This is a genomic window from Rhodococcus sp. 05-2254-5, from assembly GCF_002258575.1.
Classification (GTDB): Bacteria; Actinomycetota; Actinomycetes; order Mycobacteriales; family Mycobacteriaceae; genus Rhodococcoides; species Rhodococcoides fascians.
In genome coordinates, this window is record NZ_NOZG01000022.1 from 331,786 (window position 1) to 345,997 (window position 14,212).

At 65.0% G+C, this 14,212-nt stretch carries 14 protein-coding genes and 1 rRNA gene; all 15 read right to left on the reverse strand.

What is annotated here, in order from left to right; genetic code table 11:
* Positions 1-6: 6 nt before the first annotated feature.
* Positions 7-690 carry an SMC-Scp complex subunit ScpB gene (scpB, locus tag CH278_RS14585; protein ID WP_057474926.1) on the reverse strand — a complete coding sequence of 228 codons (684 nt, stop codon included), beginning with the start codon at positions 688-690 and terminating at the stop codon, positions 7-9.
* A complete protein-coding gene (locus tag CH278_RS14590; protein WP_162247570.1) occupies positions 687-1,517 on the reverse strand; it encodes a segregation and condensation protein A in 831 nt (276 codons plus the stop codon). Before CH278_RS14590 ends, scpB begins: the two co-directional genes overlap by 4 nt.
* A gap of 2 nt (positions 1,518-1,519) precedes the next feature.
* On the reverse strand, positions 1,520-2,485 hold the full coding sequence (locus CH278_RS14595; RefSeq protein WP_048320374.1) for a ParA family protein: 966 nt from the start codon (positions 2,483-2,485) through the stop codon (positions 1,520-1,522).
* 164 nt (positions 2,486-2,649) lie between these two features.
* Positions 2,650-3,564, reverse strand: a complete 915-nt coding sequence (gene xerD, locus CH278_RS14600) for a site-specific tyrosine recombinase XerD (RefSeq protein ID WP_027497213.1) — start codon at positions 3,562-3,564, stop codon at positions 2,650-2,652.
* A 5-nt stretch (positions 3,565-3,569) separates the two neighbouring features.
* A complete protein-coding gene (locus tag CH278_RS14605; RefSeq protein ID WP_057474924.1) occupies positions 3,570-4,205 on the reverse strand; it encodes an NUDIX domain-containing protein in 636 nt (211 codons plus the stop codon).
* Positions 4,202-5,935: a CTP synthase gene (locus CH278_RS14610; RefSeq protein ID WP_027497215.1), complete on the reverse strand. Its 1,734-nt coding sequence runs from the start codon at positions 5,933-5,935 to the stop codon at positions 4,202-4,204. Before CH278_RS14610 ends, CH278_RS14605 begins: the two co-directional genes overlap by 4 nt.
* A gap of 155 nt (positions 5,936-6,090) precedes the next feature.
* A complete protein-coding gene (locus CH278_RS14615; RefSeq protein WP_094622213.1) occupies positions 6,091-7,038 on the reverse strand; it encodes a copper transporter in 948 nt (315 codons plus the stop codon).
* On the reverse strand, positions 7,035-8,219 hold the full coding sequence (steA, locus tag CH278_RS14620) for a putative cytokinetic ring protein SteA (RefSeq protein WP_032366203.1): 1,185 nt from the start codon (positions 8,217-8,219) through the stop codon (positions 7,035-7,037). Before steA ends, CH278_RS14615 begins: the two co-directional genes overlap by 4 nt.
* Before the next feature lie 84 nt (positions 8,220-8,303).
* On the reverse strand, positions 8,304-10,073 hold the full coding sequence (gene recN, locus CH278_RS14625; RefSeq protein WP_057474979.1) for a DNA repair protein RecN: 1,770 nt from the start codon (positions 10,071-10,073) through the stop codon (positions 8,304-8,306).
* Between the two features lie 2 nt (positions 10,074-10,075).
* Positions 10,076-11,041, reverse strand: coding sequence for an NAD kinase (locus CH278_RS14630; protein ID WP_027497219.1), 966 nt, complete (start codon positions 11,039-11,041; stop codon positions 10,076-10,078).
* Positions 11,038-11,865 (reverse strand): TlyA family RNA methyltransferase, encoded by an 828-nt coding sequence (locus CH278_RS14635; RefSeq protein ID WP_032372367.1) that lies wholly within the window; start codon positions 11,863-11,865, stop codon positions 11,038-11,040. Before CH278_RS14635 ends, CH278_RS14630 begins: the two co-directional genes overlap by 4 nt.
* A 1-nt stretch (position 11,866) precedes the next feature.
* Complete coding sequence (locus tag CH278_RS14640) at positions 11,867-12,109, reverse strand: hypothetical protein (RefSeq protein WP_027497221.1); 243 nt, start codon at positions 12,107-12,109, stop codon at positions 11,867-11,869.
* A gap of 64 nt (positions 12,110-12,173) precedes the next feature.
* Positions 12,174-13,163, reverse strand: a complete 990-nt coding sequence (locus CH278_RS14645) for an HAD-IIA family hydrolase (protein ID WP_094622214.1) — start codon at positions 13,161-13,163, stop codon at positions 12,174-12,176.
* On the reverse strand, positions 13,160-14,041 hold the full coding sequence (locus tag CH278_RS14650; protein WP_080729252.1) for a tetratricopeptide repeat protein: 882 nt from the start codon (positions 14,039-14,041) through the stop codon (positions 13,160-13,162). Before CH278_RS14650 ends, CH278_RS14645 begins: the two co-directional genes overlap by 4 nt.
* 74 nt (positions 14,042-14,115) lie before the next feature.
* Positions 14,116-14,212, reverse strand: a 5S ribosomal RNA gene (gene rrf, locus CH278_RS14655); the annotation flags it as partial.

A 14,212-nucleotide genomic window follows, 5' to 3' on the forward strand; every position in this document is an offset into this window, starting at 1 on the left:
TACCTATCAGTCGTCCGAGTCGAGCTCGGCTGCCGGATCGGGTTTCGATCCGCGGTTCTTGGTGGAGCGGGTCGTTCTCGGGTCGGTGTCCATGCTGTCACTGATCTCGTCGATCAGGTCCACACCCGGTAACAGCGGTGCCAGTTCGGGTAGATCACCGAGCGATGCGAGCCCGAGCCGTTCGAGGAACAGCTCGGTGGTGCAGTACATCGTGCCGTTGGTCTCCGGGTCCGTTCCTGCTTCGGAGATCAGTCCACGGGCGAGCAACGTACGCATCACTCCATCGACATTGACTCCACGTACGGCGCTGACTCGTGCGCGGGTCAACGGTTGACGATAGGCGATCACGGCCAGGGTTTCCAATGCTGCACGTGTGAGCTTGGACCGAGCGCCGTCGAGAAGCAGCCGTTCGACGTACGGCGCATAGGCGGTTCGGGTGTAGAAACGCCACCCGTCGCCGGCGTAGCGGAGGTCGATTCCGCTGCGGCGTTCTGTCAGTTCCGCGGCCATCCGGTTCAGTGCGGCACGTACGCGGGCCACCGAAGATCCGACGGCCGATGCCAGTTGTTCGTCGGAGGCGGGAGTATCGACGATGAGCAGAACCGCCTCGAGTGCCGACGCGAGCGTGTTGTCGTCGAGTTCGCCTGACTCGTCGACATCCTCGAGCTCGAGTTCCGGGTCGGCATTCATGCGTAGTCCTCTTCCGTGACCACGATGGGTCCTTCGTCCTTGCCGGTCCAGCTCACTCGAAGATCGCCGAGCGGTTCGGGTTGCTCGAAGGCGATCACTTGTTGCCGGAACAGTTCCAGCAACGCGAGGAAGCGCGCGATTATTTCGACCTGCACTTCGCAGTCCTGCACCAGCTCCGAGAACGATGCCCACTCGTTGAGTCCCCGGCCCTGCAGGTTCTCGAGCAACCACTCTGCCTGCTCGGGGATCGAGACCGCATGCTGATGAATGTGGTCGAGGCCCACTTGCGGGATCGGCTTGGGCCGAAACGCTGCGGCTGCGATGTCTGCGAACCTGGCTGGATCGACCCCCAGCAACACCTCGGGAATCAGATCGGCGAATCGATCTTCCACCGACACCGAGCGCGGATAACGCCGCAGCGCAGCGGCTTCCAGCTCACCGAACAGCAGCGCGACCTGCTTGTAGGCGCGGTACTGAAGCAACCGGGCGAACAGGAGATCGCGCACCTCGAGCAACGCGAGATCCTCGGCGTCCTCCACATCACCCGACGGCAGCAGACGAGCCGCCTTCAGATCGAGCAACGTCGCCGCGACGACGAGGAACTCCGTTGTCTGATCGAGTCCGACATCGGCACCGAGCGATTTGGTGAACGAGATGAAATCGTCGGTGACGGTGTGCAGCGCCACCTCGGTGACATCCATGCGGTGCTGACTGATCAGCGACAGCAGCAGATCGAACGGGCCCTCGAAGTTGAGCAACCGAACCCGAAATTTCGACGTGTCCGCGTCGGCGGGAACCTCGATCGGGGCCCCGTCGGCAGCGTCGATCGTCACGGACCCGACCGGTAGATCACCTCGCGCGCAAGAGCGCGGTACGCCTGCGCGCCGCCGGATTTGGGAGCCCATGTAGTGATCGGCTCACCGGCAACGCTGGTCTCGGGGAACCGGACCGTGCGAGTGATCACGGTGTCGTAGACGACGTCGCCGAACACCTCGACCACCCGCGTCATCACCTCGCGCGAGTGCAGCGTCCGGGCGTCGAACATCGTGACCACGATGCCCGCCAGCTTCAGTCGCGGGTTCAGCCGATCGCGCACCTTCTCGACGGTGTCGTTGAGGAGAGCCAGGCCGCGAAGACTGAAGTACTCGCACTCCATCGGAATGAGGACCTCGTCGGCACAGGTCAGCGCATTGACCGTCAACAGGCCGAGCGAGGGCTGGCAGTCGATGAGCACGTAGTCGTAGCGGTCGAGAATGGGGTGCAGTACCCGTCCGAGCGTTTGCTCACGCCCCACCTCGGTGACCAGCTGGATCTCGGCGGCAGAAAGATCGATGTTGCTCGGCATCAGATCGAGATTGTCGACGCGAGTCCGCATGATGATGTCGTCGGCCGACACCTTCGCCTCTACGAGGAGGTTGTAGACCGTCAGATCGAGTTCGTGATGTGCGACGCCCAAGCCCGCGGACAGTGCGCCCTGCGGGTCGAGGTCGACAAGCAGCACGCGACGGCCGTAACCGGCCAGCGAGGCACCGAGATTGATGGTCGACGTCGTCTTGCCGACGCCGCCCTTCTGGTTGCACATCGCGATGATCTTGGCCGGGCCGTGACTGGCCAGCGGCTGCGGATCGGGAACCGGCCTCGTCTTGCGACCGGTGGGTCCGAGCTCGTTCGGAGCAGGAATGATGTCGCGTGTCTCCCGACTGGATTCCGGTTGACGTGTATGGAAAAGAGCGCCATCGCTGTGCGGATGAGACGGATGCGTTTCGCCGGTATCGGGGGTGACGGCGGGCTGCACGCCCCACGACGGTTCCGAGGCTGACTCCGCCGCTGGCGGCTGCGGTGTCGACACGTTCCAGCGCTCCCCTGTCCCGTTCGTCTTCGAGTAGTTCACGCAAACGCTACCGCTTGACGCCACGGCATTGTCATCGGACACGCTGACACACGATTGCCGACCGCGTGCTAGCGCGCTCGCGGGTGCGCACCCGCCCACACTTCACGCAACGTCGTGACGGTGACGAGGGTGTAGATCTGTGTCGTGGTCACCGACGCATGGCCGAGCAATTCCTGCACGACACGGACGTCGGCACCGCCGTCGAGCAGGTGCGTCGCAAACGAGTGCCGGAGCACGTGCGGCGATACCCCGGCCGTGATTCCGGCCCGCTGCGCGGAGTCCTGCAGCACTTGCCAGGCGCTCTGCCGCGACAGTCGACCACCGCGCACATTGAGAAACAGCGCCGGATTCGAGCGGGCGACGAGCCCTGGCCGCCCGCGCACCAGGTACGCGTCGACCGCCTCGATGGCCGGCCGCCCCACCGGGACGACTCGGTGTTTCCCGCCCTTACCGCGCAGGAGCACCGAGCGAGCCTCGGTGTCGATGTCGTCCACATCCAGACCGACGGCCTCGGAGATGCGCGCACCGGTGGAGTACAGCAGTTCGAGCAGTGCGCGATCTCGCAGACCACGCGGTGCGTCGGGACCGGCAATGGAAGCCGATTCGAGCAGCGCCACGACCTGGTCGACGGGCAGCGACTTCGGTAGTCGTTTGGCCGGCTGCGGCGGCTTCACCTCGCTCGCGACGTTGCGCTCCACCATGCCCTCGGCCAGGGCGAAGCGGTGCAGACCACGCACGGCGATCAGCGTTCGAGCCGCCGAACTGGCTGCGAGAGCCGGGAATTCGTCGTCGCCGCGCCGGAGGTAGAGCACGAACTCGGTGATGTCGTTCTCGGTCACCTTGGCCAGATCGGAAATTCCGTACCCACTTAGAAACCGCTCGTACCGCACCAGATCGCGACGGTACGACGACACCGTGTTCGGTGCCGACCCGCGCTCGACCACCAGATGATCGAGATACGTCGCAATCTGATCGCCGATCACGGTGGCTACTTTCGTGAACTCTTCCGAGACTCGAATGCCGTGGGTCGATCCGCCCACGGGGCGTCGGCCGGACGCAACTCGGTGCCGGTGGCACGAGCTGCCGCCAACGCGAGCACTCCCGACACGGCCGAGGCGTTGACGATCTCCCCTGCCAACGCACGACGCACGGCCTCGTCCATCGGCACGAAGGACAGCTCGATGTCTGCCTCCTCGTCGTGTGCCTCCGGGCGATCGACCTCACTCAGATCCTCGGCGAGAAAGATGCGTACCGCTTCGTCGGTGAATCCGGGCGAGGCCAACACGTCCACCAACACCGACCACTTCCCGGCCGCGAGACCAGTCTCCTCGGCCAGTTCGCGCTGCGCCGCCAGCACGGGCTCCTCCCCCGGCTCGTCGAGCAGGCCCGCGGGCAGCTCCCAGAGACGACGCCCGATGGGGTGCCGGTACTGCTCGATCATCGCAACGCGGTCCTGATCATCGACGGCAAGAATGCCGACTGCGCCGTGATGCTCGATCACTTCTCGCTCGGCGCGACGCCCGTTCGGCATCGCCACCTGATCGAGCCGCAGCGCGAGGATTGCGCCGGAGTACGGAACCGTCGAACCGAGCGTCGTGAATTCGTGTCTGGAGTTCTCGCTCATCCGACGGTCTCGGCCTCGGCGTCCGACTTCTCAGCCGCAGCGGTGTCACCGTGAATGTCGACCGGCAGCCGCTCGGCAGCCTTGTACTTCAGTGCCGCGTTGATCAGCGATGCGAACAGCGGATGCGGACGGGTCGGCCGGCTCTTGAGCTCGGGATGCGCCTGGGTAGCAACGAAGAACGGGTGCACCGATGCCGGCAACTCCACGAACTCCACCAGATGACCGTCCGGGGACGTACCGCTGAAGACCAAGCCACTCTTCGCAATTCGATCACGGTAGACATTGTTGACCTCGTAACGGTGACGATGCCGCTCCGAGACGTTCTCGGTGCCGTACGACGCAGCGACGACCGAACCCTTCTGCAGTGTCGCGGGATAGGCACCGAGGCGCATCGTGCCCCCGAGGTCGGCGTCACCGGCGACGGCGTCTTCCTGATCGGCCATGGTGGAGATCACCGGATCCTTAGTGTCCGGATCGAACTCGGCGGAATTGGCATCGGTCAGGCCGACCGAACGAGCCGCCTCGATGACGACGCACTGCAAACCGAGGCACAACCCCAACAGTGGAATCTTGCGGGTACGAGCGAACTCGATGGCACCGAGCTTGCCCTCGATACCGCGAATGCCGAATCCGCCGGGAATGAGCACGGCATCGACATCACCCAACGCAGCCTGAGCCCCCGCAGGCGTCGAGCACTCGTCGGACGGAACCCACTTGATCTCGACCTTGGCGCGATGAGCGAATCCACCGGCACGCAACGCCTCGGTGACCGAGAGGTAGGCGTCGGGCAGGTCGACGTACTTGCCGACGAGGCCGACGCGCACGGTTTCGCGGGGCTGGTGGACGCGCTCGAGCAGTCCGCCCCAGATGGTCCAGTCGACGTCACGGAACGGCAGACCGAGCTGCCGGACGACGTAGGCGTCGAGGCCTTCCTTGTGCAGCACCTTGGGGATGTCGTAGATCGACGGGGCGTCGGGTGTGGAGATGCAGCCGTCGACGTCGACGTCGCACATCAGCGCAATCTTGTTCTTGAGCCCCGGCGGCACGTCGCGGTCGCACCGCAGGATCAACGCGTCGGGCTGAATGCCGATGCTGCGCAGTGCTGCGACGGAGTGCTGGGTGGGCTTGGTCTTGAGTTCACCGGACGGTGCCAGGAACGGGACCAGGGACACATGCAGGAAGAACACGTTGTTGCGGCCGACGTCGTGACGGACCTGCCGCGCCGCTTCGAGGAACGGCTGCGATTCGATATCGCCGACGGTGCCGCCGATTTCGGTGATGACGACGTCCGGCTGATGGCCCTGGAGGTCGGGACCGTTCATGGCCAGGATGCGACGTTTGATCTCGTCGGTGATGTGCGGAATGACCTGAACGGTGTCGCCGAGGTATTCGCCGCGACGCTCCTTGGCGATGACCGTCGAATAGACCTGGCCGGTGGTCACATTGGCGAATCCGGACAGATCACGGTCGAGGAAGCGCTCGTAATGGCCGACGTCGAGGTCCGTCTCCGAGCCGTCCTCGGTGACGAAGACTTCACCGTGTTGGAACGGGTTCATCGTGCCGGGATCGACGTTGAGATACGGATCGAGCTTCTGCATGGTCACGCGCAAGCCGCGTGCGGTCAGTAGCTGGCCGAGGCTGGACGCCGTCAGACCTTTTCCGAGCGAAGACGCGACGCCTCCGCTGACGAAGATGTGCTTGGTGTCGGAACGCGACTGAAGGCGTGACAATGAGGCTCCCGTGACGAGTCTGCAGGGCTTGCTCCTATCAGGGGGCTGATAAGAGAGGTAAGGCGTGAAAATTGGGCCTGCTACCCACGGGACTTCACGGTAACACCAGTACGTACCTCACCGCCAACGACACGCGGATTCGACGCGAGCGCCGATCAACTCACCGGCGCTCCCACGGTGACGGCGTTCGCATTCGCTCCGGTGCCGTAGCGGCCCGAAGCACCGTCCAGTTGCTCCGCCAGGGCGAGAACTGTGGTGATTCGGCCTGCTTCACGATCCGCGTTGTCCACCGTGCTGAGCGCAGACGACAAAGCCGAGTCGGCTCGCACTACCGCGATCGAGCCGTTGCCCTCGGCCGCACCGGAACGACCTGCCAGTACCGCACCTGCTCCGCGTGAATCGAGAGCTCCTGCGAAGCGAGCGACGATGGCACCGCGGTTGCCGTCCTCGACATCCGAGGCACCAGAACCGGTGACCACCACGGCCAGCTGCGCAGGTGCGACCGCACCGTTGTCGTAAGCGATGAACCCGCCGCTACGCAACGTCTCGAGAGCGAGAGACAGCTCCTCGGGGGTCGATTGCGGCTGCGCCGTCTGCGCATTGAGCAGCAACACCGAACCCAGCAGGTCGCCCGCCAGACTTCCCTGGTCGACCGCCCCGGTACGCAACTGCACACCGGCCGGAATGACGTTGGTCAGTCGGGTGCGCAGATCGTCGCCGTTCGCCGCGGACACGAACGAATCCGTCAGCGACACCCGGCCCGTGACCGTGGCACCGGACGCCCCGATCGAACGCGTGACGCCGTCGACATCGCCGGGATCTGCATCGGGCGTGGTGATGACCACAACGCTGCGATCGGCGAGGGAGTCTCGGAGTACTCGACCCGAGACCGCCGCATCGAAACCGTCGGCCGAGTTCAGCTGCTCGCCGAGCTGATTGTTGGTCGACTGCAGATCGTCGACCTGATTCTCGAGACCCGTCTTGTCGTCTCGCAGACCCGAGACCAGTCCGCTGGACAGCAGACCCGAGCCGAGGACGATGCCGATGGCCAACGCAACGAACACGGCAGCCAGCGAAATGGCATGTTGGCGAAGCGAAATCACGAAAGCAACCCCTGGAACCACAGTGCGAATCGGTTCCACAGATCGATCGCCCAATCCAAGGATTCGCCGCCGATGTTGGAGACGGCCAACGCCACGATCACCGCAACGAGCGCAGCGAGAATGAGCAGGGCAATTGCGCCGCCCGACACGCGGCTTCGGTACAGCGTGGCCACCGCCTTGGCGTCGACCAGCTTGGCACCGACCTTCAGACGCGTCATGAACGCGGCCGGGTTGGTGTTGCGTCGTCCGCGATCGAAGAATTCGTCCAGGCTGGCCGGGCTACCGACCGACACGATCAGCGACGCACCGTGGTGGTCGGCCAACAGCAGTGCGAGGTCCGCAGCAGCACCGGTCGCCGGGAAGGTCATGGCACCGATACCGAGATCCTGGATGCGTTCGAGACCTTGCGCGTGTCCGTCCGAATCGGCCGGAAGTACCACTTCTGCACCACATTTGAGTGTCTGCGCAGTGACGTCCTCAGGATCGCCGACGATCAGATCCGGGCGGTGTCCCGCTTTCATCGCGGTGTCCGCGCCCGCACCGACGCCGATGATGACGGGCGAGTACTCCTTGATGAACGGCTTCAGATTCTTCAGGTCCTCCGCGTGCCCCGGCCCGTCGGCAACGATCACGACGTGACGACCCTTGAGGTCGATGTCGATGTCCGGAACCCCGACGCCGTCAATCAGCAACGGACTCTCGGTCCGAATGAACTCGATCGTGTTGCCCGAGAACGCTTCCAGATGGTCGACCAGCCCGGTCTTGGCCTCGATCATCTTGTCCGAGATCTCGGCTTCGCTCTGCTCCTCACCCTTGGCGAGGCGGCGATCGCCGGTGTAGACGCCACCGTCGTTGAGCCGGATCTTGGTGCCGTCCTTGATCTTCTTGAAGATCTCGGTGCCGGCCGAGTCGATCAAGGTGATCCCGTTGGCGACGATGACCTCGGGGCCGAGGTTGGGATAGCGGCCGGAGATCGACGGCGACGCGTTGACGACCGCGAGCACCCCGGCCTCGACGAGCGCATCTGCGGTCAACCGGTCCAGATCGAGCTCGTCCAGAACGACGATGTCGCCGGGGCCGACCCGCTTGAGCAGCTTGGCCGTGTTGCGATCGACTCGCGCGATCCCGGTGATTCCGGGCAGCGAATCCTGACTACGTGACAGCAGTGCCGGCATCTTCATGCCCACCATGATGACCCGATCGACACGCCCGGCCATGGAGGCGCGCCGAAACAACTACCACACTGATCACATCAGCACCAAAAGTTACAGGGCAGCTCGATCCGCGTTTGCGGTGGCCAACAGCTCCTCTGCGTGTGCGCGACCGGTCTCGGTGTCGTCGAGCCCGGCGAGCATCCGGGCGAGTTCGACGACGCGTTCCGAGGACGACAGCGTCCGGACTCCGCTGTTCGCCGCCCCCTTCTTGGCGTCGGTCTTGTCCACCACCAGATGCGTGTCCGCGAACGCAGCCACCTGCGGCAGGTGGGTGACGACGATGACCTGATGAGTACGAGCCAGCCGACCGAGCCGACGACCGACCTCGACCGCCGCCCGACCACCGACTCCGGCGTCGACCTCGTCGAACACCATCGTCGCGCCCTTGTCGGAGCCCGCCAGCACCACCTCGAGCGCCAACATCACCCGCGAGAGCTCACCGCCCGACGCGCTCTTGCTGATCGGCAACGCCTGGGCGCCGTCGTGCGCGGACAACCGGAACTCGACCTCGTCGACGCCGGTACTACCCGCATGCAACTCGGTACCGTCGACGACGATCGGTGCCGTGTCCGACGGTCCGGCCGGCAGCGATCGAACATCTATCTGCAGCTTGGCTTTTCCCATCGCCAGTCCGGCCAGCTCGACGCTGACGGCTTTGGACAGCTTCGTCGCCGCTCTCGACCGGGCAGCGCTCAGCTTGGACGCGGCCGCCGCGACATCGACCGCAGCCGACTCGACACGCGCACTCAGCTCCGCGAGCGCGTCGGCAGAGGTATCGATCCGAGACAAACGTTCGCGAGCGTCCTCGGCCCACGCGATGACACCGTCGACGTCGGCGGCGTACTTGCGCGTCAGAGACTTCAGCTCGGCCTGCCGGTTCAGGATCGTGTCGAGAGCTCCTGGATCCGACGGGAGATCCGACAGATACGTGGTCAGGTCGGCACCGACGTCGCCGACGACGGCCATCGCGTCGTTCAACCGGGGCAGCAGTTCTGTGAGAGCAGCATCGTCGGCGTGTTCGAGACGCGATCGTGCCTCGCCCAACAGATACAGCGCAGACGTGGTGTCCGACGCCTCCTCGGTACTCCCGACGAGAGCCGCGGCGGCACCCTCGGCGGTTTCTCGCAGCGAATCGAGGTCGCCGAGCCTGCGCACATCCTCGGCCACGGAGCGATCCTCACCCGGCTCCGGTGCCAGGGAGTCGATCTCCTGCAGGCCGAACTGCAGCCGGTCCGCTTCCTGAGCCAATTCACGGCTGCGTTCGGTGCGGTCGATCAATTCGTTGCGTGCGTCGAGCCACGTCTTACGGGCGGCGCGATACTTCGCCACCAGAGAGGCAACCGAATCACCGGCGAATCTGTCGAGTGCACCGAGTTGCTGATCGGGGCGCAGCAGCCGCAACTGATCGTTCTGGCCGTGCACTGTCAGCAGCGAATCGGTGAAGTTCGACAGCACCGATGCGGGGACGCTTCGTCCACCCAGATGTGCACGTGAGCGGCCGTCCGAATTGACCGTTCGCACGGCGATGATCGAATTGTCTTCGTCGCGTTGACCTCCCGAGGATTCGAGCACCTTCTCGACATCCTCGATCACCTGTTCCGAGGCGGTGTCGGTGCTGAATCGACCCTCGACCACGGCCCTTTGGGCACCGAGCCGCACCCGGCCTGCATCGGCGCGTGCACCCGACAGCAGATGCAAGCTGGTGACCACCATCGTCTTGCCGGCCCCGGTCTCGCCGGTGAGAACCGTCAACCCCTCGTGAAATTGTGCGCTCGCACCGGAGATGACTCCGAGGCTGTCGATCCGAATCTCTTCGAGCATCCCTACCTCGCTCTCCCCCGCCACCCGGTCACGGGCAGTTCGAATTTCTTGACCATGCGATCGGCGAACGGTGCCGAATCCAGGCGAACCCACTTGATGGGCGATGCTCCCCGTACGACCTCGACGCGTGCTCCCGCCGGCAACCCCAATGTGCGGCGGCCGTCGCAGAACACGAAACCATCGTGTCCGCCGGCATCGATCTCGACGGCGATGATCGACTCGGGGCTGGTGACGAGCGGACGCGCGAAGAGGGCATGGGCGTTGCTCGGAATGACCAGTATGGCTTCGAGTTCCGGCCACACCACCGGCCCGCCTGCAGAGAACGCATACGCCGTCGACCCCGTGGGTGTCGACACGAGCACTCCGTCGCAGCCGAACGCGGAGACCGGACGCCCGTCCACTTCGAGAACGACCTCGAGGACCCCGAGCCTGGAACCGTTCTCGATGCTCGCCTCGTTCAGGGCCCACCCACGCTCGACGACCTGGTCGCCTACCCGGATGGCAATGTCCAACGTCATCCGCTGTTCGATGCGATAGTCGCCGGCCATGACCCGCGCCAGCGCGTCCTCGAGATGGTCGGCCTCGGCCTCGGCGAGAAACCCCACGTGGCCGAGGTTGATACCGAGAACCGGGATGTCGGCCGCCTGCGCGAGCTCGGCCGCTCGCAGGAACGTTCCGTCACCGCCGAGAACCAGAACCATCTCGCACCCGGCGGCCGCATCGGGACCGAACTCGACGACGTTGAGCCTCATGTCCGCCACGAACACATGGTCGTGTTCCTCGGTGTCCGATGCCTCGATCTTGGACGGTTCCACTTCGTCGACGAGAACCCGCAGACAGATACCCGCTTCGTCGAACACTTTGCCCACTCGGCGCGCCGTCTCGGCGATGTCCGGCCGGCCGGGGTGTGCGACGAGAAGAATCTCCCGAACGGACTCCTGTGTCGGTGCTGCATGGGACGGAGTCACTGTGGTCCTTCCTCGATCGCGTGACGGACCAACTCGGTGACGTCCACGTCGGTACGCGGCGAACCGTCACCTGCGCCCGCCTTCAGCCACAAAAAGTACTCGACGTTGCCCGAAGGTCCCGGCAGTGGGCTTGCGGCGACCGCCTCGACTCGCAGGTTCGACGCAAGCGCGGCATTCGCGACGTCCTCGACGGCCTCCGCCCGCAGCGCCGGGTCTCGCACGACGCCGCCGGAACCGACACGATCCTTGCCGACCTCGAATTGAGGCTTGACCATCAACACCATGTCCGTACCCGACGTGGAGCACGCGACGAAAGCGGGAAGAACGAGTTTCAGAGAGATGAACGACAGGTCTGCCACGATGACGTCGACCGGGCCCCCGATCGTGTCGGCATCTATCGAACGCACATTGGTGCGATCGATGACGTGCACGCGTTCGTCGGATTGCAGCCGCCACACGAGCTGGCCGTAACCCACGTCGACCGCAACGACCTCGCGCACACCGCGACTGAGCAGAACGTCGGTGAAACCTCCCGTGGAGGCACCGGCGTCGAGACACCGCGCGTTCTCGACGGTCAGACCCAGTGGCTCGAACGCGTCGAGGGCACCGAGCAGTTTGTGCGCGCCGCGAGACGCCCAGCTGATTTCGTTGTCTTCCTCGGCCACCAACAGCGGAGTGCCCGGCTCGACGGCGGTAGCGGGCTTCGAAGCCACGGTTCCGGCAATCTTCACCCGGCCTGCTTCGATGAGTTCGGAGGCGTGTTCACGAGATCTGGCCAATCCACGACGGACCAGTTCTGCGTCGACACGTGCGCGACGGGCCACGTCAGGTCTTGTCGACGGTCGTCAAGGCCCGAACCAGCACTTCGTGGGCCCGGTCCAGCACACTCGCATCACGCGCCAGGGCGTCGGAATCGACGGCCTCCGAGTCGAGGCCTGCCTCCGACCCGATGGTGAGCTGCGCGAGCAGCGACGACACCTCGGCCCTGATGCTGTCCGGATCTGCGGACGACTGTTCGCCGGCCGCGTTCGGCCGGTGTTGTCCTGGAAGTGGAATCGACGCGCTCATCACCTCTCACGCTATCGGATGGGTCCGACCAACGCCCGCTCGCGGCCGACTGCACGAACCCGTGTCAACAACCCAACAACGAGCGCAGATCGGCGAGTCCATCCCCGTCGAAGCGAACGTCCGAGAATTCCGAACCCGACCACGCAATATCGAGGACGGCGAGCAGACCCTCGAAGGCATCCATCTCGGCAGCACCCTCGAACCGCACGGACAGGACCTCGTCGTCGATGCCGACCGTCCAGCCATCCTTACCGGCTACCCTCGACGCCGACTCGTCCTTGTTCAGAACCCCGAGATCACTACCGATGTGAGTGGGACGCAGGTGCTTCGGAGCACGAAGCAACTCTGCAGCGGTACTGACACCCGTCAGGACCAACAGCGACGGGAGGGCAGCTTCGTTCGCGCCTGCTATATCGGTATCGAGCCGGTCCCCGACCACGAGCGCCGACTTGGCACCACTTCGCTCGACGGCGTCACGCATGATGGGAGCCGCGGGCTTGCCTGCAACGATGGGCTCGACGTCGGTGGCATTGCGCACTGCTGCCACCATCGAACCGTTGCCGAGAACGAGGCCGCGCTCGGTCGGAAGAGTCGCATCGACGTTGGTCGCGACCCACAGCGCGCCCGCACGCACAGCCAGTACCGCCTCGGCCAACATGGGCCACCCTGTATCGACCGAATGTCCCTGAACCACCGCAACCGGCTGGTCGTCAGCAGAGCGCACCGGCGTCAATCCCACCTTCTCGATCTCGGTCGCCAAGGCGTCGGTACCGACGACGAGGACGCGTGAGCCAGGATCGAGTCTGTCCGCGAGTACTCGGGCTGCTGCTTCGGAACTGGTGACGACAAATTCCGCTGTGGTGTCGAAACCGAGTTCGCGGAGGTGTTCGGCGACATCGCTCGGTGCGCGACTGGCATTGTTGGTGACGAAGAACTGCTTCTCGGAACCACCCGAAAGCGCCTCCACTGCACCCGGAATGGGTTCCTTGCCGGCGTAGACGGTGCCGTCGAGGTCGAGCAGCAGAACGTCGTGGGCGTCGCGCAGTAATGTCACCGACTGCCCCCGGACAACTCCTCGACCCGCTCTTCTGCGTCGGTTTCTCCATCGACATCCGCCGCGGCAGCGTTGAGGAACCACTTCACACCTTCGTCGACGCGACCGGCAGCAACGAGCGCATCGGCGTAGACGTAGAACAGACGAGCCGCAGCCGTACCCGACCGGGACGCGTCGAGATCGGGAGTCTGGAGGGTGACGACGGCCTGGTCGTACTGATTGAGATCCATACGAGCGCCGGCGACGACGATCCGGAGTTCCGACGCCTCTTCACCGGTCAGTTCCCGCGCTTCGTCGCTGCGACCGAGTTCGATGGCCCGCTCGGGGCGCCCGAGTCCGCGTTCGCAGTCGGCCATGACCGCGATGAGGCCGGGGCCGCCGGCCATTCGACGTGCCGCCCGCAGTTCCGACAGAGCCTCCGCCCATTCACCCGCGTGATATGCCGCGATACCGGCCGTCTCGCGTACGACGGCAATGCGGCCGGCCCGCTGACGAGCAGCGCGCGCGTGCAGCAGCGCCAACTGCGGGTCGTCGTCGAGCAGGCGGCTGGTCATCACGAGGTGACGCGCCACAGCAGTGGCATTGTTCTTGTCCAAGCTCAGCAGATCCCGGCGCACTGCCGGCTCGAGCTGGCCGGCTTCGACCTCGTCGGGCAGATCCGGCTCGTCTGGCCGCGGGGGTCGACGGTCGGACGATGCGCTGTTTCCGCGGCGATCGCCGGAGAACCCACCTTCCCCACCACGCCTGCGGGGAGGACCGTCCGAACGACGCGGGTCGGCGCGACGGTCCTGAGCGCGGGGGTTGCGATCTCGGGACTCGTTGGGGCGATTGCCACCGTCTGCTCGGGAGGGGCGACGATCGTTGTTGTCTTCCGACACGGGCGTCCTTTCGGATTTTCGGGTACAAACGCAAAAAGGGGACCCACCAAGTGGGTCCCCTTCTTACAACGGGTGTTCGGCGGTGTCCTACTCTCCCACACCCTGTCGAGTGCAGTACCATCGGCGCTGGAGGGCTTAGCTTCCGGGTTCGGAATGGGACCGGGCGTTTCC

What these genes read in the sequence shown, in the direction of transcription:
- CH278_RS14605 (WP_057474924.1), bottom strand. Translation starts at nt 4,205, where the DNA reads ATGAGCGAGAACTCCAGACACGAATTCACGACGCTCGGTTCGACGGTT.
- steA (WP_032366203.1), bottom strand. Translation starts at nt 8,219, where the DNA reads ATGAAGATGCCGGCACTGCTGTCACGTAGTCAGGATTCGCTGCCCGGA.
- CH278_RS14640 (WP_027497221.1), bottom strand. Translation starts at nt 12,109, where the DNA reads ATGAGCGCGTCGATTCCACTTCCAGGACAACACCGGCCGAACGCGGCC.
- recN (WP_057474979.1), bottom strand. Translation starts at nt 10,073, where the DNA reads ATGCTCGAAGAGATTCGGATCGACAGCCTCGGAGTCATCTCCGGTGCG.
- scpB (WP_057474926.1), bottom strand. Translation starts at nt 690, where the DNA reads ATGAATGCCGACCCGGAACTCGAGCTCGAGGATGTCGACGAGTCAGGC.